The organism is Pseudomonas sp. GW821-FHT10C09 (assembly GCF_059415465.1).
Map to the genome: position 1 here is coordinate 197,838 of NZ_JBWKNG010000007.1, position 20,698 is coordinate 218,535.

Consider the following 20,698-nt stretch of genomic DNA (forward strand, 5'->3'; position numbering starts at 1 on the left):
GTGCGTTCATTGTTCTGGCGTATCCTGGCCAGCTTCTGGCTGGCCATCGCTCTGGTGGCAGGGCTTTCCATTCTGCTGGGGCACATGCTCAACCAGGACGCGTGGATCCTCAGCCGCCATCCGGGCCTCAATACCCTGGCGCAAGAGTGGACGCAAACCTACGAATCCCAAGGTGAAGAAGCCGCCCAGGACATTCTGGAACAGCGCAAACGTCAATATCACATCGACGTTCAGGTGCTGAACGAAAGCGGCGACCCGGTCGTCCGCGGCACCTTCCCGCGTCGCGCAGCCGCGTTCGAAGCCCGGCAGAACAACGATGATCGGCGTCTGCCATGGCGCCGTTTGACCGCGGAATACACCAGCGAAAAAACCGGCGACACCTACCTGCTGATTTATCGCATCCCGCACCCTGAACTGGATTCCTGGCACCGCGAAAGCCTGCTGTGGCCGTTGAGTGCGCTGGGCATCGCATTGGTGGTGCTGACCTTGTTCAGCCTGTTCGTCACGCTGTCGATCACCCGCCCGCTCAGCCGTTTGCGCGGTGCCGTGCATGACTTGGGGCAAACCACATATCAGCAGAACAGCCTGGTGAAACTGGCCAACCGGCGCGATGAGTTCGGCGTGCTGGCCAATGACTTCAACCGCATGGGCTCACGCCTGCAAAGCTTGATCGGCAGCCAGCGGCAGTTGCTGCGCGATGTGTCGCATGAATTGCGCTCCCCGCTCGCCCGACTGCGCATTGCCCTGGCATTGGCGGAACGGGCCAACCCTGAAGAACGGGAAAAACTCTGGCCGCGCCTGACCCGCGAATGCGACCGGCTGGAGGCGTTGATCAGCGAAATCCTCGTGCTGGCGCGGGTCGATGCCGACAACGCCAGTGCCGAAGAGGTCGACCTCAACGCGTTGCTTCATACGCTGCAAAAGGATGCGCAACTGGGTTCACCGGAACAGAATGTACGCCTGGAGGCGGAGCCGCAACTGAACCTCAAGGGCTGGCCGACGATGATCGAGCGCGCTGTCGATAATCTGCTGCGCAACGCCCAGCGCTTTAACCCGGTGGGGCAGTCGATTGAAGTGCAGGCCGTGCGTCAGGGTGAGCGCATTGTGGTCAGCGTGCGTGACCATGGGCCGGGCGTGGACGCCGAGCATTTGAATCAGTTGGGTGAGCCGTTTTATCGAGCGCCGGGGCAGATAGCCGCCGGGCATGGCCTTGGATTGGCCATTGCGCGGCGTGCGGCGGAGCGCCATGGCGGTAGTCTGGTGCTGGCCAATCATCCCCAGGGCGGGTTTGTGGCCAGTCTGGAATTGCCGTTGGTGCCGGGGGTCGTCGTCCAACCGTAACCCCCCTGTGGGAGCGAACCTGCTCGCTCCCACATTTTGATGGGTGTACTCAGGCCTTGCCGGGCCACGCGCTGACGAATTCGGCGAGGTCGACTTTCTCGGCCACCCGCGGTTCTTTCTGCGGTGTGCCGAGGTAAAGGAACGCAATCACCTCTTCTCCTTCCGCCAACCCCAGCCCTTTGGCCACATGCGCCGAGTAGGCCAGTTCACCGGTGCGCCATACCGCGCCAATCCCTTGCGCATACGCCGCCAGCAAAATTCCGTGCGCCGCACAGCCCGCCGCCAACAGTTGCTCGGATTTCGGGTACTTGATGTGATCCTGCACCCGCGCAATCACCACCACCACCAACGGGGCACGCAGCGGGCCGTTTCGCGCCTTGTCCAGTGCCGCTTCGGACACCTCGCTGTCTTGCAGCTTCGCCGCTTCAGCCAGCAGCTCGCCCATTTGCTCACGTGCCGCGCCCTCGACAGTCAGAAAGCGCCAAGGCTGCAAATGACCATGGTCCGGGGCACGCATGGCGGCGCCAAACAGCACTTCGCGTTGCGCCGCAGTTGGCGCCGGGTCAAGCAGTCGTGGAACGGAAACACGGTTGAGCAAAGCGTCGAGAGCCTGCATCGGCCACCTCCTGGAAAAATGTTTGGCTATTCTAGCTGCAAGTGCGCACGCGGCGTCGGTTTACATGCCCTGCCCCGCAGGTAGAATGGCGCCCACTCCCACCACAGCCCGAGCGGATTTCATGGCGTTGCCGACCTTACGGATCATTGGTTTTATCATCGGCATCTTCCTGATCACGCTGGCCATTGCCATGGTCGTGCCCATGGCGACCCTGATGATCTTCGAGCGCACCCACGAGCTGCCCTCGTTCCTGTGGTCGAGCATGATTACCTTTGTCGCCGGCCTGGCGATGGTTATCCCCGGTCGTCCCGAGCACATCCACCTGCGGCCACGGGACATGTATCTGTTGACCGTCAGCAGTTGGCTGGTGGTCTGCTTCTTCGCCGCGCTGCCTTTTATGCTGGCTCAACACGTCAGTTTCACCGACGCGATCTTCGAAAGCATGTCCGGCATCACCGCCACCGGCTCCACGGTCCTCAGCGGCCTGGACACCATGTCCCCCGGCATCCTGATCTGGCGCTCGCTGCTGCACTGGCTAGGCGGCATTGGTTTTATCGGCATGGCGGTGGCGATTCTGCCGCTGCTGCGCATCGGTGGCATGCGCCTGTTTCAGACCGAGTCCTCAGACCGTTCGGAAAAGGTCATGCCTCGCTCGCACATGGTGGCGCGTCTGATCGTGGCGGCTTACGTCGGCATCACCATTATCGGCAGCCTGGCGCTCTGGTGGGCCGGGATGAGCCTGTTTGATGCAATCAACCACGCGATGTCAGCGATCTCCACCGGCGGCTTTTCCACCTCGGACCAGTCGCTGGCCAAATGGACGCAGCCGGCGGTGCACTGGGTGGCGATTGTCATCATGATTCTCGGCAGCCTGCCCTTCACCCTGTACGTCGCAACCTTGCGCGGCAACCGTCGGGCCTTGATCAAGGATCAACAGGTTCAAGGGATGCTCGGCATGTTGCTGGTGACCTGGCTGGTGCTTGGCACCTGGTACTGGTGGACCACCCAACTGCATTGGCTCGACGCCTTGCGGCATGTGGCGTTTAACGTGACATCGGTGGTCACCACCACCGGTTTTGCGCTGGGGGATTACAGCCTGTGGGGCAATTTCTCGCTGATGCTGTTCTTTTACCTGGGCTTTGTCGGCGGCTGCTCGGGCTCGACGGCGGGCGGGATCAAGATATTCCGCTTCCAGGTCGCCTATATCCTGCTCAAGGCCAACCTTAACCAATTGATTCACCCGCGCGCGGTGATCAAGCAGAAGTACAACGGTCACCGTCTCGACGAAGAAATCGTGCGTTCGATCCTGACCTTTTCGTTCTTCTTCGCCATCACCATCTGCGTCATCGCGTTGCTGCTCTCACTGCTCGGCGTGGACTGGATGACCGCCCTGACTGGTGCGGCCAGTACCGTGTCGGGTGTCGGGCCGGGGCTGGGTCCGACCATCGGGCCGTCGGGTAACTTTTCGTCGTTGCCGGACGCCGCCAAGTGGATTCTCTCGTTCGGCATGCTGCTCGGCCGACTGGAGATCATTACGGTGTTTGTTCTGTGCATTCCTGCGTTCTGGCGCCACTGACCTGCGCCGCCGCTTCGGTCATGTGCGCCCGGTACTCACCGGGGGTGGCATCGAACCAGCGGCGGAACGCGCGGAAGAAATTGCTCGGGTCGGCGAACCCCAGCAGGTAGGCAGTTTCCAGCAGCGTCATGGTCGGCTGGGCCAGGTATTGCTCGGCCAATTCACGCCGGGTGTCATCGAGCAAGGCCTGGAAACTGGTGCCCTCTTCCTGCAAGCGTCGCTGCAAGGTGCGTTGCGACAGGTGCAGCGTCTGCGCCACGGTATCGCGCTTGGGTTCGCCTTGGGGCAGCAGACGACACAACACCTGCCGCGCCTTGTGCGTCACGCGGCTCTCGGAAAACCGCGCCAGGTACTCACCGGCAAACCGGTCATGCAACAGCGCCATCGCCTCGTTGGCGGTCGGCAGTGGCGCTTCCATGTCGGCCCGTTCGAAGATCAATGCGTCGTAAGGTGCGTTGAACAGCAACGGCGCATGAAAGGCTTGTTTATAGGGTTCGAGGTCGACAGGTTGGTCGCCCTGGATCAGCACCTTGCGCGGTTGCAAGGTGCGCCCGGTCAACCAGCCGCACAACGCCAGCGCACAGGCCAGTGAAGCCTCGGCACTTTGCCGGGTCGGCGGCAGGTGGTCGCCGTGGACGGTCAGAATCAGCGCATAACCTTCATCCAGCAGACGGAAACTCAGGTCGGCACTTTCGGCAATGATCCGCTGATAGCGCACCAGGCGCTGAAAGCCTTCGGCCAGGGTCTGGCTGGACATCAAGGCGTAACCGGCGACATGGAAGGACGCCGGTCGCACCACCTTGCCCATGTTCAGGCCGATCGCCGGGTTGCCGGACAGCTCGACCGCGCGCTGCCACAGCCGCGTCATGGAATCTTGCGGGAATCGCGCATCCGGATCATCCAGTGATGCGTAGTCGAGCCCTAGCTGCTTGAACAGTGCCCGGCAATCCAGGCCGTCCATCTCCAGTGCTTTGACAATCCCCATCGCCCAGCTTGCAGAAGTCGTTCGTTCGCTCATGGCGTTTGCTTACTGTTCAGTGAGCCGTCTGACGCGGCTAGTTTTCGAAGGATACTAAAGTGGCGCCTATTGTCACTGGCTGATACCAATGATCACTCTAGACTCAAATAAGCTACCCGCAGAACATCTTGCAATCAGAACAATAACCACAGAGATCGCTGTCGTGGAAAACATCAAACGTTTCAACAGCTTTGCTGAGTTCTACCCGTATTACCTCAGCGAGCACAGCGACAGCACTTGCCGACGACTGCACTTCATCGGCACGACGCTGGTCATCTTCATTCTTGCCCTGACCATCGGCAAAGGCGCATGGCTGCTGTTGTGGGCCCTGCCGCTGGCGGGTTACAGCTTCGCCTGGGCCGGGCATTTCTTTTTCGAGAAGAATCGGCCTGCGACCTTCCAGCATCCTCTTTATAGCCTGCTCGGCGACTTTGTCATGTACCGAGACATGATTCTGGGTCGCGTACCGTTCTAACCAAGCGTCCAGAACACGAAGAGAGAATAGTCGATGAATGCCAACGCCCGTTTCACCCACATGAAGGATGGCACGCAGGAAGACTGGGCGATCATCGCCGCGGATTTCAGTGCCTACGCGAAACAATTGCCTTCCAGGATTGTGGCGCACCTGAAGTTGCTGGAGGGCGATTTTGGTGGCTTCCCGGTGGACCGTCTCACGCACTCCCTGCAAACCGCCAGTCGCGCCTGGCGCGATGGCCGTGACGAGGAATATGTAGTCTGTGCGTTGCTGCATGACATCGGCGACACCTTGGGTTCCTACAACCATCCGGACATCGCCGCGGCGATTCTCAAGCCGTTTGTCAGTGCCGAGAATCTGTGGATGGTGGAGAAACACGGGATTTTCCAGGGTTATTACTTTTTCCATCATTTGGGTATGGATCGGCACTTGCGCGAGCAGTTCAAGGACCATCCGCAGTATCAGGCGACCATCGAGTTCTGTGCCAAATACGATGCGGCGGCCTTTGACCCGGCGTATGACACGCTGCCACTGAGTTTCTTTACGCCGATGATGGAACGGTTGTTTGCGCAGCCGAAGAACTCGATCTACAGGGCGGCGATGGAAGAATATTCGCCGGCCTGATGCCCCTCACAGGACCCTGTGGCGAGGGGGCTTGCCCCCGTTGGGGTGCGAAGCGCCCCCCAAAACCATTCAGCCGGTTACTCCTGACAGACCTCATTCGTCGGTTTACGACGGCTTCGCCGCCGAACGGGGCGATGCGGCGGTCCGACAAGCCCCCTCGCCACAAAGGCCATACCTACGCAGGCTCAGCAACCTTCAGCGCCTTCAACTCCGCCTCCCGCGCCTGCGCATCCGCCAGTCGATACAGCTCGATCGACCCGTCCCAATGCTCGATCAACGCCGTACACGACTCCACCCAATCCCCGCAATTGAGGTAATCCACCTCGCCCACCTTGCGAATCTCGGCATGGTGAATGTGTCCGCACACCACGCCATGCAACTCGCGCTTCACGCATTCGTGGGCGATGGCTTCCTCGAAGTCGCTGATGAAGCTGACCGCGGTCTTCACCTTGTGCTTGAGGTACGCCGACAACGACCAATAGCCGTAGCCATAACGGGCGCGCCAGTGGTTGAGCCAGCGGTTGAGGGTCAGGGTGAATTCGTAGGCCGAGTCCCCCAGGAACGCCAGCCAGCGGTGATAGCGGGTGATGACATCGAACTGATCGCCGTGGATCACCAGCAGATGACGGCCATCGGCGGTGACGTGCACGGCTTCGTCGACCAACTGGATGTTGCCCAGGATCAGCTTGGAATAACGACGCAGGAACTCGTCGTGATTGCCGGTGACGTAGATCACTTCGGTGCCGCGCTTGCTCATGGTCAGCAAACGACGAATGACGTTGGTGTGCGCCTGAGGCCAGTACATGCCGCCGCGCAGTTTCCAGCCATCGATGATGTCGCCGACCAGGTAAATCTTGTCCGCGTGGTAGCCCTTGAGAAACTGCGACAGGTGCTCGGCCTGGCAGTCTCGAGTGCCCAGATGCACATCAGAAATCCACAAGGTCCGCACACGTTGCTTACGACTGGGTTTGGCGAGCTCGGCGCTGGTCATGGGCAACCCTCTGCGATGGTTTTTCCAAGCTTGCGCCGGTCGGGTTAATCGGCCATGACAGTGCTGAGTCATTCCTGTGACAGCAACCGGCCGGTGTAGACTGGCGTCATCTTGCCCAGGAGAGCGGTGATGCGACCGATCCTCACACTTCGCCAGTACACCCACGACCTGATCGTCCACAGCCACGACCACGCCCAACTGGTGTTCGGCTTGTCGGGTGCGCTGGATTTCGAAGTCGACGGGCATGGCAGTCAGGTGGTGCAGCAGAGTTTCGTGGTGGTGCCGTCCGGTTTCCATCACGCCTGCGGCAGCAGCAATGGCAGCCGCTGCCTGGTGCTGGATGTGCCGAGTGATCAATGGGTTTCACAGTCGCTGGGCGAGCACGCCGAGGCCAGTCGCCGACTGCTCGACAACGCCGGACGCTTGCCTCTGGATGCCGGGCAGAGCCAATTGGTCAGTTGGTTGGCGAGCAGTCAGGTCAACGATCCCTTGATCGCGCAACAAGGCGCCGTGCTGTTGTTGGCCAGCCTCAACAACGCCAAACCGGCCAGCGTGGGAGGACGACGCCTGCCGTATGCGGCGATGAATGCACACATCGACCGGCATGCAGCGTATCCGCTGCAAGTGGCGGACCTGGCCGGTGTCGCCGGGTTGTCCAGCGCCCGGTTGCATGCACGGTTTGTCGCTGAATGCGGGCAGACGCCGATGGATTACATCCGCAGTCGGCGGCTGCATATCGCGGTGGGATTGCTGCGGGATTCGTCATTGCCCATCGGCGAGATTGCCAGTCGGGTCGGCTACAGCTCACAGAGCGCCTTCGCCGCCGCAGTGTTGCGCGAGTTTGGCGCCTCCCCCGGCAAACTGCGGCGCGAGGCTGGCGACAAATGAGGCGAGTCTGACGACAGACAGGTGCGCCGCCAGCGCTCTAGACTGCCCCTCTGTTGGTTGTATTGATCAAGGATTGCAATGACACCCCGTACCGCCCTTGGCGCCCTGCATATCGGCGCATTGATGTTTGGCCTGACCGGTGTGTTCGGCAAACTCGCCGCCGCCTCCCCTGCTGTCATCGTCTTTGGCCGGGCCGCGTTTGCGGTGCTGGCTCTCGCGGGTTTTGCGCGTTTCGCCAGCAACACCCGTTGGCAGAAGCTTGAAGCCGTGGACTGGCGCCGCCTGCTGCTCAGCGGTTTGCTGTTGGCCGGGCACTGGGTAAGTTTCTTTATTGCGGTGAAGGTGGCGGGCGTGGCGATTGCGACCCTGGGTTTTGCCAGTTTCCCGGCATTTACCGTAATCCTCGAAGGGCTGATCTTCCGCGAGCGGATTCGCGCCAATGAAATCCTGCTGGTGGTGTTGGTCAGTGTCGGGCTGGTGTTGGTCACACCGGACTTCGATCTGGCGAGCGGCGCCACCACCGGCCTGCTCTGGGCCGTCGGTTCCGGGTTGTTGTTTGCCCTGCTGTCGCTGACCAACCGGGCCAGTTCCGGACGGATCCCGCCGGTACAGGCCGCGCTGTGTCAAAACGTGGTGGTCGCGCTGTGCCTGCTGCCCGTGGCGGCACCGCAATTGAGTGAAGTGCGTGGCATCGACTGGCTATGGATCGGCCTGCTTGGAGTGTTCTGCACCGGCGTCGCCCACAGTCTGTTCGTCGCCAGCCTGGCGGTGATCAAGGCCCGCACGGCGGCGGTGGTGTTTGCCCTGGAACCGGTTTACGGGATCACCATGGCCTGGCTGTTGTTCAATGAAAACCCGACGTTGCGGATGCTGATCGGTGGCGCGCTGATCATCGTCGCGATCGTGGTTTCCAGCCGGCTGTCCGGTGGTTCAAGCAAAAAGACTGTAGCGGCTGAAGCGGCGTCTCACTGAGTGCGGTCGTTATGGCCCAGGTCGCGGTCCGGGTCGATCTGATCGCGGACCCGCTGCTTGAGCACCTTGGCTTCAGGGAAGCCGCCATCGGCCTTACGCTCCCAGAGTTGCACGTCATCACAAAAAATATGGAACACCCCACCGGTGCCGGGCACCAGCGACACTTTGCCCAGGTCATCACCAAAGGTGCTGAGCAGTTCCTGGGCCAGCCAGGCGGCACGCAACAGCCATTGGCATTGCGTGCAATAGGTGATGACGATTTCCGGTTTGTGCGCGGTCATGACGGACAATTCTCTGGGTCTGGGAGCGCAGCCATCATAGTGCCTCAGCCGATACCGGCCAACAGACTGCGGGCAGTCTGCTTGAGCGGTTCGTCGCCGTCCTTGAGCAATTCGTTGAGCAGCTTGATCGCGCGGTCGAGGTCGCCATCGTCGATGCAGGTCTGGGCCTGTTCCAGTTTCCCGGCATTGGAGGGCGCCGCCGGGGCCAGGCTCAGCGGTTCAAGTTCCAGCGATTGAGGCGCATCGTTGAATTCATCCAGGAAGTCGTCATCCAGTGATGGCGTATCTGGTACGGGGTCCCATTCCAGTTCGGGCGCTTGCTGCGACGACTCGTCAGGCAGTTCATACACGTCGGGCATCACGTGCAGGTTCGAGGTAAAGGTCAGCTCGTCTGAAGGTTTGGCGGCGGGCGGCGGAGTGTCAAAAGGACTGACCAGATCCCAATTTGAATCCATCGACAATTCATCCAGGTTCAACTGAAATTCATCGTTGGGCACAGCTTCAACCGGGGCGACTACGGGCGCGGCCGCCGCGGGTGCAGCACTGCTCAGTTTCGGATGGCTGACGCGGATGTCCTGCAGTTTTTCTGGGTCGAACCCGGCGTTTCGCAGGCTGCTTTCCTGCGCATCATAGGCCGTCACATCACCCTGTTTGCCGAGCACTTCCAGCAGTTGCACCGCCAGATCCGTGCGCTGAGGCTCCTTGACCAGCGCGTCTCGCAACATGGCGGCGGCTTCGGAAAATCGGCCATAAGTCAGGTAGATGCCGACCCCTTCCAGCACATCGCCCGCTGAGCTGTCTTCACGATGATCGGACGCGGGTTTGAGCTGGGTCTTTTGGACTAACGGTTGCGCAGGAGGATCAAGCATCGGCTCCTGCCGTAACGACAAATCGGGGGCAGCCTCGGGCAAGGCCGCGACCTGCTGACGTCGATGACGAAGGAACAACCCGAGCAGCACCAAAGCCACCAGTGCCAGCAGCCCGATAATCAATGGCCAATTGGATGCTTCCTCGACAACCACAGGCGCGGGCACGGCCGCCACCGGCGCAGCGGGTTCGGCTGGCGTTTGTCTGACTTCAGCCAATCGGGTTTGCAGTTCGGTGATCTGTTTTTTCTGACCGGCGATCTGCTCATCCTGAGCCGCCAGCTTCGCATTCAACTCATCGATGGTTTTTTGCAGTTGCTGGTTTTGCAGGACAGAGGCGGCCAGTTGCTCAGCCACAACGGGATCACTCACAGGCGCGGCGGCAGGTTGCGGGGGTGCGGGTTTCTTCGCAGGCGCTACTGGCGCACTGGCCGGTTTGACGGCCGGAAACGCAGAAGGCTGAGGTTCGGCAACCGGCTCATCAGCGACAGGTTCAATCCCCGGAGTACCCGGCGGATCAATCAGTACCGTGTATTCGCGCAGCAAGCGCCCGTTGGGCTGATTGAGCTGCACCACGAAATTCAGGAAAGGTTCTTTGACCGCTTTGCTGGAGGTCACCCGGATCAGGTTGCGATTGCCTCGCAGGATCGGGCTGAACTTCAGATTGTTGAGGAAGAGCACCCGCTCGACACCGGCACGGCTGAACTCATCCGCCGTCGCCAGGCTGACGGACAACTCGCCCTCCTCCAGGCCACCGACATCCACCAGGGCGATGTCGGCACTCAACGGCTGGTTCAGCGCGGAGTGGAGCGTGATGTCCCCCAAACCCAGCGCAGGTGCCAATGTCGAGTAGGTGATAGCGCCACTGACCAGAATCGACCTGACGCCACACCGTAAAACCAACCGCCAACTCTCGAGCATGAGCATCCCTTAAATAACAGAACCAACCTATGCGTGTTTGCACATCCGGTACGAACACGATATTGCCTAGTAGTTCTTTATAGTCTGCCCAACGGGGTATCTCAAAAGTCTGGCGAGTGGTTATGCCTCAAGATTTTTCCAGGTTGCCCAGAATGTGCCCGTGAACCCGCATGCACACCTTCAGGTCCGCCTCATCGACGCCGGCGAACAACTCGTGGCGCAATTGCGTGGCAATGGTTTCAATTTGTTCGATCAGGGGAAGGGCCGGCGCGCAGAGGACAATTTTTTTCGCCCGACGGTCTTCCAGCACGGCTTGGCGCTGTACCAGGCCTTGGCTTTCAAGGCTGTCGAGCAAACGGGCCAGCGTTGGCCCTTCGACACCGACGCTTTGCGCCAGCTCACGTTGGGTCGGGGGTTCCTCGAAACGGGCCAGATGCAGCAGCACCAGCCAGCGCGCCTGGGACAACCCCAGACCGGCGAGACGACGGTCCAGTTCGGCACGCCAGCCACGCGACATCTGGGCCAGTTGCATGCCAAAGCGGTGTTGATCGGTTAACGGCATAAAACACTCATGATTAGACTGAAATTAATTAAAACTAATTATTAGTCAGCTAAGCATGGCCGTTGGCTTGAGGCAAGGTTTGGTCTGTAGTGAATCGTTACATCAACCTACAGGCCCGCTTAAACCTCAAATTCCGATTGCAGGGCGGCACGCACGCAGTACAAAACGCCTTCCGGCACTCGACCGGCAAACAGTGCGGCGATCTCTGACACCGCTGGCAATTCACCTTCGCCGTCGAGGAACGCATCCTGGACTTCGCCCATCAATTCTTCCGGCAGGTCCAGCGCTTGCTCCAAAGACAGCTGCTGCTTGCCAATTGCTTCGGCGAGCATGGTGTAGACGTTCTTTTCCGAGCATTGCAGCTGGCCGGCGATTTGCACTGGAGTCATGCCGGCGCGAGCCAGGGTGATCAGCTCGTGGCGCACGTCGGCCACCACTTTCGGTGCCTCGACCTGACCGCCCAGCACTTCGAGGAAGGCCTCGCCATAACGCTCGAGCTTGCGTGCCCCCACACCGCTGACCGTGGCCATTTCTGCCAGCGACGTCGGCTGGCTGCGGAGCATTTCCAGCAACGTCGAGTCGGGGAAGATGACGTACGGCGGCACGCCATGTTCTTCGGCCAGTTTGCGCCGCAAGGCACGGAGCGCCTCCCACTGCTCGCGCTCTTCGCCACGCACCAGTTGGCTCGCCTGGCTCTTGCTGCTTTTGGCGGTGGTTTGCGGCTTGAGGTCGCGGCGCAGTTCCAGGGTCACTTCGCCCTTGAGCAGCGGCCGGCAGGTGTCGCTCAAGCGCAGGCCGCCGTAGCCTTCGAGGTCGATGTCGGCCAGACCACGGGCAACCAGCTGTCGGAACAGGGAGCGCCATTCGCTCTCGCCCATCGCCTTGCCGACCCCGAAAACTGAAAGATGCTGATGACCAATGCTGCGGATTTTTTCGTTGTCCTTGCCCAGCAACACATCGACCAGATGCCCGACGCCATAACGCTGGCCGGTGCGATAAATCGCCGAGAGCGCCTGACGGGCCGGCTCGGTGGCGTCCCAGGTCTGCACGCCGTCAACACAGTTGTCGCAATGGCCGCATGGCTCGGGCATGTCTTCGTCGAAGTAGGCGAGCAACGTCTGGCGACGGCAGCGGGTTTCTTCACAGAGCGAGAGCATCGCGTCGAGCTTGTGCTGCTCCAGACGCTTGTGGCGCTCGTCGCCTTCGGAGTTCTGTAACATTTGCTTGAGCATCACCACGTCTTGCAGGCCGTAAGCCATCCAGGCGTCTGCCGGCAGGCCATCACGGCCACCACGACCGGTTTCCTGGTAATAGGCTTCAAGGGATTTCGGCAAATCGAGGTGCGCGACAAACCGCACGTTGGGTTTGTCGATGCCCATGCCGAACGCCACGGTGGCGACCATGATCAGGCCTTCCTCGTTGAGGAAGCGCTTCTGGTGATGGGCCCGGGTTTCGTTGGGCAAACCCGCGTGATACGGCAGCGCTGGAAAGCCTTGTTCGCTGAGGAACACGGCCACTTCATCGACTTTCTTGCGCGACAGGCAATAAACGATGCCGGCATCGCTGCGCCGCTCGGCGAGGAACGCGAGCAACTGCTTGCGCGGCTGCTCCTTGGGCACGATGCGGTAGAAAATGTTCGGGCGGTCGAAGCTCGACAGGAAGCGCTCGGCGTCTTGCAGATGCAGGCGGTCGACGATTTCTTCGCGGGTACGCTTGTCGGCCGTGGCGGTCAGGGCGATACGCGGGACATTCGGGAATAACTCCGCCAATTGCCCCAGTTGCAGGTATTCGCGACGGAAGTCATGCCCCCATTGCGACACGCAGTGCGCTTCGTCGATGGCGAACAGGGCGATTTCAAGGCTTTGCAGGAAGGCCAGCATGCGCGGCTGGACCAGACGTTCGGGCGCGAGGTAGAGCATCTTCACTTCGCCGCGCTTGATGCGGGCCGCCAGGTCGCGCTGTTGTTCAGCGCTCAGCGTGGAGTTCAAGGCTGCGGCCGCGACGCCGAGCTCTTCGAGGGTGGCGACCTGGTCGTCCATTAGTGCGATCAGCGGCGACACCACCACGGCCAGGCCTTCGCGCAACAGCGCCGGCACCTGGAAACACAAGGATTTGCCGCCACCGGTAGGCATCAGTACCAGGGCGTCGCCACCGCTGGCCACGCGCTCAATGATTGCACCCTGACGGCCACGAAAACTGTCGTAGCCGAAGATGTCCTTGAGGACGCGTTGAGCCTGTTCGAGCATAAAAACTCCAAAAATCACAAAAACATCCCTGCAAGGCTGGTTCAGAACCATGCACGCTGCACTGACAAATCGTAAGTGCGCGTTGCATGACGCTTCACATCTCAGCCGCGACGCCAGCAGGGCATCACAAAACGCGCGAGTATACCCGAGGCCTCCACTGCGCAGGGCACCGCTGATAAGACACATGAAAACCAATTCAGCGCAGAACCTGTGGGAGCGAGTCTGCTCGCGAAGGCGGCGCCACATTCAACTGCAATGTTGACTGACCCACCGCTTTCGCGAGCAGGCTCGCTCCCACAGGGATTGAGTCTGACCGAACAGTACGGGTGACCAGAGAATCCCTCCCATGGCTGCAAATATCCCGCGCGGCTGGCCTGAGCGCTCAAGAAGGCCTAGAATTCCCGCATCTGTTTATTTCCCAAGGTAGCCCTTTAATGTCCTTCGCTGAGCAACTAACCCGTTTGCAAGTCTTCCTCGACGCCGACGAACTGCATGACGAGGCGCTGGACTACGTGGCCGCCCACGGCTACCTCACCGCGCTGTCGATCTGTTCCGAAGAAGTGCCGGACCGTGAATGGATCGACGCCCTCTTCGCCGAAGAGCCGCACTACGCCGACGACACCGAGCGTGAAGCCATCGAATCCACCCTGCTGGCCCTCAAGGCCCACATCGCCCGCCAACTGGCGTCCGATGAAGAGTTCGAGCTGCCGTGCGACCTGGACCTGGGTGAAGAGCCGGATGACTCCGACCTGCGCGGCTGGTGCATCGGTTTCATGGAAGGCGTGTTCCTGCGCGAAGCCGCCTGGTTCGAAACGGCCGAAGACGAAGTCAGCGAAATGCTCCTGCCGATCATGGTCGGTTCGGGCCTGTTCGACGAACAGCCAGAGTTCGAAGACATCGCCAAAGATGCCAACCTGATGGACGACATGATCGTGCAGATCCCGGAAGCCCTGACCGCGCTGTACCTGCTGTGCAACGCGCCAGACGAAAAACCGGCGATCCTCAAGCCACGTCACCACTAAGGTCTTGCCTATGGACAACCCCATAGGCAACCGCTCCCTGATGTTGCGTTACGTGCTGCTGGCCATCGGCTGGCTGAGCGTAGCGCTGGGGGTGATCGGGATTTTCCTGCCGGTATTGCCCACCACACCCTTTCTGTTGCTGGCCGCCGCGTGCTTCGCCCGCAGTTCGCCGCGTTTCTATCAGTGGCTGGTGGAGCATCCACGGCTGGGCCCGTGGATTCGTGACTACCTCGACGGCAACGGCATCCCCCTCAAGGGCAAGGTCTACGCCATCGGGCTGATGTGGGCGAGCATCCTGTTCTCCTGCTACCTGGTGCCCCTGCCGTGGGCCCGCGGCTTCATGCTGACCAGCGCCGTGCTCGTCACGTTCTACATCCTCAAGCAAAAAACCCTGCAAAAGCCCCCTCACCACAGGTAGCCAGTACCCACCCGACAATTTGTCCGCCCTCGCTGAAAACACCGCCTAGACTTCAGTCATCTGCACGCGAGCAGCCAGACATGTCACGTCGTCCGCGTAGTCCAGGATGGTCAACGCTCCGACTTCGGCTCGGCGGGTGGCTGCTGTTGGTCAGTTTTCTGCTGACAGGGTTGGGCAGTGTCCTCGCCGACTGGGACTTTTCGCTGATTCTGCAAACCGCCGAAAAACGCTACGGCCCTCTCGGCCCCGCTCAAGGAAGAATCGAGGCCTGGAGTCAAATGCTCAAAAGCGAACTCAAGCAACCCGAGCGCGAGCAACTGAATGCGGTCAATCAGTTCTTCAATCAACAGCTGAATTTTCAGGACGACATGCGCATCTGGCGTCAGACCGATTACTGGGCCACGCCAGAAGAATCGCTGATCAAAGGCGCCGGCGACTGTGAAGACTACGCGCTGGCGAAATATTTCAGCCTGCGTTACCTCGGCGTTCCCAGCGAAAAACTGCGCATCACCTACGTCAAGGCACTTGCCCAAAACCAGGCGCACATGGTGTTGACCTTCTACAGCAGCCCCACGGCCGAACCGCTGGTGCTGGACAACCTGATCGGCGAAATCCGCCCCGCGTCCCAGCGTAAAGACCTGTTGCCGGTGTACGCCTTCAACGCCGAAGGCCTGTACTTGCCCGGGGCCAACGGCGGCAAACGCAGCGGCGACACCAAAAAACTGTCGCGCTGGCAAGACGTGTTGAAAAAGATGCAAGCCGAAGGATTCGCCGTGGGCGAAGGCTAGCCGTCATAGCAAGGAGCGATTTATGTCACTGCGCAAACAGTTGTTTCTCGCCATTTGCCTGTTCCTGCTGGTGGCCTTCAGCGGCAGTTTTTTTGTCAGCCTGGAAAGCTCCCGCGAACAGATGCTCGGCCAGTTGCGCTCCCATGCCCAGGACGCCGCCACCGCACTGGGTTTGTCGCTGACCGCGCAAATCGACGACCCGGCCATGATCGAGCTGATGGTCAGTTCGATTTACGACAGCGGTTATTTCCGCAGCATCCGCGTGGTCAATATCGTCGATGAACAGGTGTTGGTGGAACGCAGCGCCCCCGCAAAAATCGACGGCGTTCCGGGCTGGTTCGTCAGGCTCGTCAACCTGCGTCCCGAAGGTGGCGACGCACTGATCATGCGCGGCTGGGAACAGGTGGCGCGGGTCGAAGTGTTGAGCAATCCGCAATTCGCCCTGGCCAAACTCTGGGACAGCACGCTCGGCAGCCTGCTCTGGCTGTTGGTCTGCGGACTGCTCAGCGCGGTGTTCGGCGGTTGGTTGTTGCGTCGGCAATTGCGCCCGCTCGACAAAATGGTCAAACAGGCCGAAGCCATCAGCAAACGCGAGTTCCTGAGCCTGCCAAAACTGCCGCGCACCCCGGAATTGCGGCGCGTGGTGCTGGCCATGAACCAGATGGTCGAGAAGCTCAAGGCACTGTTCGCCGAAGAAGCCACGCGCAGTGAAAAACTGCGGGCCGAGTCCTACCAGGACAGCCTCACGGGTCTGGCCAATCGCCGTTTGCTGGATGAACAACTGGCCGATCAGCTGCTGATCAGCGAACAGAGCAGCACCGGCCATTTGCTGATGCTGCGGGTCAACGACCTGATCGGCCTCAACCAGCGTCTGGGTGGTCAGCGCACCGACGCGTTGATCAGCGCCGTCGGCGAACTGCTCAAACGCCTGACGCATTTGCCAGAACGTCGTACCTGGCTGGCGGCGCGCAACCGCGGCGGGGAGTTCAGCCTGCTGACGCCGGGCCTGGATGACGCCGACGCCGAACGCCTGGCCTCGGAAATCAGTGCGACCCTGGAAAACCTGCGCTTGACCGGTGCCAGCGATTGCATGCCGGTGGCGCATTTGGGCATTGTCCCCTACCACCCCGGCGAACCGGCCAGCGACGTGCTGTTGCGCCTCGATCAGGCGCTGACGCAAGCCCGGCAACACCCCGAGCGGCCGTGGGTGCATCTGGCCGATACCAGCACCGCGAACAACCACTCCCAGCATGACTGGCGCGCCTGGATCGACGACGCCCTGACCCACGGCAAACTGCAGCTGTATTTCCAACCCGTGGTGCAATGCGCCGACACCAGCCAGGTGCTGCACCACAAAGTCCTCGCGCGTCTGCTCGACCCGAGCGGTGAAGCCATTGCCGCCGGCCATTTTCTGCCATGGATCGAGCGCCTCGGCTGGTCCGCACGATTCGATCTGGCGATGCTCGAAGCGACCCTCGACTACCTCGTCGTCAATCGCTGGCCCCTGGCGTTAAGCCTGTCCGGCAGCACCCTGCGCGATCCGGCGCAGCTGCGACAGATCATCGACTTGCTCGACTCACTGCCGGAACTGGCACCGCTGCTGACCCTGGAAATCGACGAACGCCAATTGCCGCCACCCGAAGAATTGCAACGCCTGAGCCATAGCCTGCTCGACACCGGTTATCGCATCGGCTTGCAACACTTTGGTGGCAGCTTCAGCCAGATCGGCAACCTGACGCAGCTCGGGTTGGCGTATTTGAAAATCGATGGCGCGTACATCCGCAGCATTGATGTGCAGCCTGACAAGCGGCTGTTTATAGATGCGATTTATCGGGCGACCAACAGCATTGATCTGCCGTTGATTGCGGAGATGGTGGAGACGCAGGGGGAGTTGGAGGTGATTCGGGAACTGGGGTTGTTTGGGGTGATGGGGAGGTTGATCGGGCCGCCGGAGCCGATGTAGACGGACGCGATGATTGGGCAGTAAACACCGGTGTTTAAAAGACACCTCCAGACACGCACTCAGGCTACATATTCTTGCGCCGTTGCCTACGACTGCGCCAGAATCCGCCGGCTTGTGCGCCTCAGGGCCGGGCTCTATTGTTTCCCGGTCGCTGACAAATCAGCGATCGGGTTTAGCGACCCGAACCTTTGTAGGCGCAACAGCGCTCCAAACTCCCTTGCAGACTGTTCATGTTTGCAATTGTTGTCATGGCGGCTGTGCGCGGGAGATCTTCGGATCTGCCGGGCGCCTACACCCGGTTCGCTAACCTGCGTGCAGCCGCCACCCTCACTTGTTTAGCGACAAGTTTTGGTGGCTCCATTTTCTGTAGGAGTTTCACCATGTTCAAAATCACACCCAACCCGCCAGAAACCGACACCGACGACGTTTCCCCCTACGAATCCACCGACTCCAAAAAGCTCAACACCGCCGCCGACCGCGCCCTCGACTACTACCTCAAACCGGTCATTCCCAAAGACACGCCACGCAAACCCAGCACGATCTACTTCGTCGGGCCTGATACCGATAACGAAACGTTGCTGGTGAACGCCTGTGAGACGTTGGCGTCGGCGAGTGTCATGTTGAGTGATTTTGCGGGGCAGTTGAACGGCACACAGCGCCACACGCTGCTGGGCATTCAAAACTCCGTGATGTTGGGGGAAATGGCGGTGAACCGGATGCTGGATAACGTCGATCCGCATAGCTAACACGGTTTAGGGCGAGCCCCCGACCTGTGGCGAGGGGGCAAGCCCCCTCGCCACAATGGTCGGGTTGGCCGTAGAGTTTTGTGGAGATTGATCGGGCTTCATCGTGAGCAGGCTCGCCTCCACAGAGAAGGTGCGCTGGTTCGCGAGTCGTACTCTGGGTGAGACCTTTCGACCATTGGTCTGAAAACCGCTTCAACCTGTTATTTCTGACAGTAGTCAGTCCGTTCATTCCCGTGTGTGATGGCCCTTGTCCCGAGAGGACTTGAGGCTTATCACAACCAGGAGAGAAAGATGGACATCCAGTCATCCGTGCTGAACGAGCGATTCGTGCTTTATTCCCTGATCATCCAGGGCTGGGTGTCCCCGGTGAAACCGGCCGATATTGCGCACGGCGGCATTCCCAAGGCGCTTTACGATGGCAATCCGCAAGGCCTTGAGTGCCTGGTCGATCCGTGGACCGAGCTGCAGATGCGCTCTTCGACCATGTCCGTCGATGATCGGGTGGATGTGTATGTCAACGACGATCCCACCCCAGTGACGGGACGGACCGTTGCGCCGGGAGAAGAAACACAGCGCATACGTCTGTACATTCCACACGGCCGTTTGATTCAGGGTGTGAATCGCCTGCATTACAAGGTCACGCGCCCTGGTGGAAACGTCGAACCGTCTCGCGATCTGTTGGTGCTGTATCACCTGCGCACCCCGGATAGCCTGGATCTGGTGATCCCGCCCGACGTGATCACCAACGGCGTCGATGCCGCCCGAGCGGCGCTGGGTGTTGAATTCGGGTTCACCTGGTCCAACCGGCGCGCTTACGACCGTATCCGCTTTCAATTGGGCGATGAGACGATTCAATGGGAAGTACCCGACGCGCCGGCGCCGGTTGTCCAAAAACTCTTCACCGACACCTTTCAGAAAGTGGGCGATAACCCGAGCACCTCGGCCGATTTTGTTGTGTTCGATCAGTTGGGCAACTCCGCTCAGTCGCCGACCAAACGGTTGGATATTCACCTCGCCGTGGTTGTGCCTGTACCGACGTTCACCAACGTGCGGGACGCCAGCGACAAGGAAATCCCCAACGCTGGAACCACGACCAGCACCACCTTGAAACTGACGGGCACGGCCAGCAAAGGTAAAGAGGTCGAGATCTATGACGGCAGCGGTCCAAGCGCGGTGCCCAAGGGCAAAGCGACCGCCGATACAACGACAGGCGTTTGGGAGCTCACCATCACCGTAACAGCGGGTGCACACCGCTTGTACGCCAAGTCGCTTTATCACAGCGGTGATGTGTTTTCGAACGTGCGCACTTTGACGGTCATCGCGGCGATTGTGCCAACGATCACCAACGTGCAGGACGCCAGCGACAACGAAATTCTCAACACGGGAACCACGATCAGCACCACCTTGAAACTGACCGGCACTGCCAGCAAAGGTCAGCAGGTGGAGATCTATAACGGTACTGGCCCAAGTGCAGTCTCCGTAGGGAAAGCGATTGCCGATACGGCGACAGGCATCTGGAAACTCGCCATAACCGTAGCGATAGGTGCACATCGCTTCGCCGCCCAATCGCTCTATCACAGCAACCCGGTCTATTCGAACGTGCGCACTTTAACAGTCGTGGCGGTGACAGTACCGACGCTCACCAACGTGCAGGACGCCAGCGACAAGGAAATTCCCAACACTGGAACCACAACCAGCACCACCTTGAAACTGAAGGGCAAGGCCAGCAACGGCCAGCAAGTCGAGATTTTTGAGGGCACTGGCCCAAGTGCCGTTTCCAAAGGAAAAGCGACTGCCCACGCCACGACAGGCGACTGGGAACTGAGCATAACCGTCGAGGTGGGCGCGCGCCGTTTGTATGCCCAATCGCTTTATCACAGCGGTTATGTTTTTTCGAACGTGCGCACTTTGACGGTCATCGCGGTGATTGTGCCGACACTCACCAACGTCCAGGACGCCAGCGGCAAGGAAATCCCCAACGCTGGAACCACAACCAGCACCATCTTGAAACTGAAGGGCACGGCCAGCAACGGCCAGCAGGTGGAGATTTTTGATGGCACGGGCCCAAGTGCAGTCTCCATAGGGAAAGCGACGGCCCATGCGACGACAGGTATCTGGGAGCTCACCGCAACCGTAGCGGCGGGGGCACACCGATTCGCCGCCCAATCGCTCTATCACAGCAACCCGGTCTACTCGAACGTGCGAACTTTGACGGTCATCGCGTTGATTGTGCCGACGCTCACCAACGTCCAGGACGCCAGCGGCAAGGAAATCCCCAACGCTGGAACCACAACCAGCACCACCTTGAAACTGAAGGGCACGGCCAGCAACGGCCAGCAGGTGGAGATTTTTGATGGCACGGGCCCAAGTGCAGTCTCCATAGG

At 60.3% G+C, this 20,698-nt stretch carries 19 protein-coding genes; 12 read left to right on the top strand and 7 right to left on the bottom strand.

Annotated features, from left to right (window positions below; all coding sequences use genetic code 11):
* Entirely contained in the window at positions 1–1,341 is a 1,341-nt protein-coding gene (locus AC07N8_RS09390; protein ID WP_483840720.1) for a sensor histidine kinase, read from the top strand.
* A 49-nt stretch (positions 1,342–1,390) separates the two neighbouring features.
* Here AC07N8_RS09390 and AC07N8_RS09395 read toward each other — a convergent pair whose 3' ends face one another.
* On the bottom strand, positions 1,391–1,957 hold the full coding sequence (locus AC07N8_RS09395; protein ID WP_483840719.1) for a nitroreductase family protein: 567 nt from the start codon (positions 1,955–1,957) through the stop codon (positions 1,391–1,393).
* Between the two features lie 121 nt (positions 1,958–2,078).
* On the opposite strand from AC07N8_RS09395, the gene AC07N8_RS09400 reads away from it, so the two are divergent.
* Positions 2,079–3,533 carry a TrkH family potassium uptake protein gene (locus AC07N8_RS09400; protein WP_483840718.1) on the top strand — a complete coding sequence of 485 codons (1,455 nt, stop codon included), beginning with the start codon at positions 2,079–2,081 and terminating at the stop codon, positions 3,531–3,533.
* On the opposite strand, the gene AC07N8_RS09405 is transcribed toward AC07N8_RS09400, so the two are convergent.
* A complete protein-coding gene (locus AC07N8_RS09405) occupies positions 3,490–4,551 on the bottom strand; it encodes an AraC family transcriptional regulator (RefSeq protein WP_483840717.1) in 1,062 nt (353 codons plus the stop codon). The two genes, AC07N8_RS09400 and AC07N8_RS09405, sit on opposite strands and share 44 nt — an antisense overlap.
* A 163-nt stretch (positions 4,552–4,714) precedes the next feature.
* On the opposite strand from AC07N8_RS09405, the gene AC07N8_RS09410 reads away from it, so the two are divergent.
* Both AC07N8_RS09410 and AC07N8_RS09415 read left to right on the top strand, forming a co-directional pair.
* Positions 4,715–5,026, top strand: coding sequence for an Mpo1-like protein (locus tag AC07N8_RS09410; protein WP_027922294.1), 312 nt, complete (start codon positions 4,715–4,717; stop codon positions 5,024–5,026).
* Between the two features lie 33 nt (positions 5,027–5,059).
* Positions 5,060–5,650: an HD domain-containing protein gene (locus tag AC07N8_RS09415; protein ID WP_493143206.1), complete on the top strand. Its 591-nt coding sequence runs from the start codon at positions 5,060–5,062 to the stop codon at positions 5,648–5,650.
* 175 nt (positions 5,651–5,825) lie between these two features.
* Here the strand turns inward: AC07N8_RS09415 and AC07N8_RS09420 are convergent, their stop codons facing one another.
* Positions 5,826–6,641 carry a UDP-2,3-diacylglucosamine diphosphatase gene (locus AC07N8_RS09420; RefSeq protein ID WP_027922292.1) on the bottom strand — a complete coding sequence of 272 codons (816 nt, stop codon included), beginning with the start codon at positions 6,639–6,641 and terminating at the stop codon, positions 5,826–5,828.
* A 129-nt stretch (positions 6,642–6,770) separates the two neighbouring features.
* On the opposite strand from AC07N8_RS09420, the gene AC07N8_RS09425 reads away from it, so the two are divergent.
* Together AC07N8_RS09425 and AC07N8_RS09430 are read left to right on the top strand one after the other, a co-directional pair.
* The gene (locus AC07N8_RS09425; RefSeq protein WP_493143207.1) at positions 6,771–7,529 is read left to right on the top strand and encodes a helix-turn-helix transcriptional regulator; all 759 of its coding nucleotides are present in this window, start codon (positions 6,771–6,773) and stop codon (positions 7,527–7,529) included.
* A gap of 78 nt (positions 7,530–7,607) precedes the next feature.
* A complete protein-coding gene (locus AC07N8_RS09430) occupies positions 7,608–8,501 on the top strand; it encodes a DMT family transporter (RefSeq protein WP_483840713.1) in 894 nt (297 codons plus the stop codon).
* Here the strand turns inward: AC07N8_RS09430 and AC07N8_RS09435 are convergent.
* The 4 genes from AC07N8_RS09435 to recQ all read right to left on the bottom strand — a co-directional run bounded on the left by AC07N8_RS09435 (position 8,495) and on the right by recQ (position 13,377).
* Positions 8,495–8,782 (bottom strand): Rdx family protein, encoded by a 288-nt coding sequence (locus AC07N8_RS09435; RefSeq protein ID WP_140666852.1) that lies wholly within the window; start codon positions 8,780–8,782, stop codon positions 8,495–8,497. The genes AC07N8_RS09430 and AC07N8_RS09435 overlap by 7 nt on opposite strands.
* A 44-nt stretch (positions 8,783–8,826) precedes the next feature.
* A complete protein-coding gene (locus tag AC07N8_RS09440) occupies positions 8,827–10,569 on the bottom strand; it encodes a motility hub landmark protein FimV (protein WP_493143210.1) in 1,743 nt (580 codons plus the stop codon).
* A 127-nt stretch (positions 10,570–10,696) separates the two neighbouring features.
* Complete coding sequence (locus AC07N8_RS09445) at positions 10,697–11,131, bottom strand: MarR family transcriptional regulator (RefSeq protein ID WP_493143212.1); 435 nt, start codon at positions 11,129–11,131, stop codon at positions 10,697–10,699.
* 119 nt (positions 11,132–11,250) lie between these two features.
* The gene (recQ, locus tag AC07N8_RS09450; RefSeq protein WP_123433986.1) at positions 11,251–13,377 is read right to left on the bottom strand and encodes a DNA helicase RecQ; all 2,127 of its coding nucleotides are present in this window, start codon (positions 13,375–13,377) and stop codon (positions 11,251–11,253) included.
* Between the two features lie 434 nt (positions 13,378–13,811).
* Between recQ and AC07N8_RS09455 the strand changes: the two genes are divergently transcribed.
* The 6 genes from AC07N8_RS09455 to AC07N8_RS09480 form a co-directional block, all read left to right on the top strand.
* Entirely contained in the window at positions 13,812–14,399 is a 588-nt protein-coding gene (locus tag AC07N8_RS09455; RefSeq protein WP_483840710.1) for a UPF0149 family protein, read from the top strand.
* 10 nt (positions 14,400–14,409) lie between these two features.
* The gene (locus tag AC07N8_RS09460) at positions 14,410–14,817 is read left to right on the top strand and encodes a YbaN family protein (RefSeq protein ID WP_493143214.1); all 408 of its coding nucleotides are present in this window, start codon (positions 14,410–14,412) and stop codon (positions 14,815–14,817) included.
* Between the two features lie 80 nt (positions 14,818–14,897).
* Positions 14,898–15,605, top strand: coding sequence for a cysteine protease LapG (lapG, locus tag AC07N8_RS09465; RefSeq protein ID WP_483840708.1), 708 nt, complete (start codon positions 14,898–14,900; stop codon positions 15,603–15,605).
* 22 nt (positions 15,606–15,627) lie between these two features.
* Positions 15,628–17,568: a cyclic di-GMP receptor LapD gene (lapD, locus tag AC07N8_RS09470; protein ID WP_493143215.1), complete on the top strand. Its 1,941-nt coding sequence runs from the start codon at positions 15,628–15,630 to the stop codon at positions 17,566–17,568.
* A 380-nt stretch (positions 17,569–17,948) separates the two neighbouring features.
* A complete protein-coding gene (locus AC07N8_RS09475) occupies positions 17,949–18,314 on the top strand; it encodes a DUF6124 family protein (RefSeq protein ID WP_493143217.1) in 366 nt (121 codons plus the stop codon).
* 291 nt (positions 18,315–18,605) lie between these two features.
* Positions 18,606–20,698, top strand: a 2,093-nt coding sequence (locus AC07N8_RS09480) for a hypothetical protein (RefSeq protein ID WP_495065924.1), incomplete at its 3' end; no start/stop codon positions are given.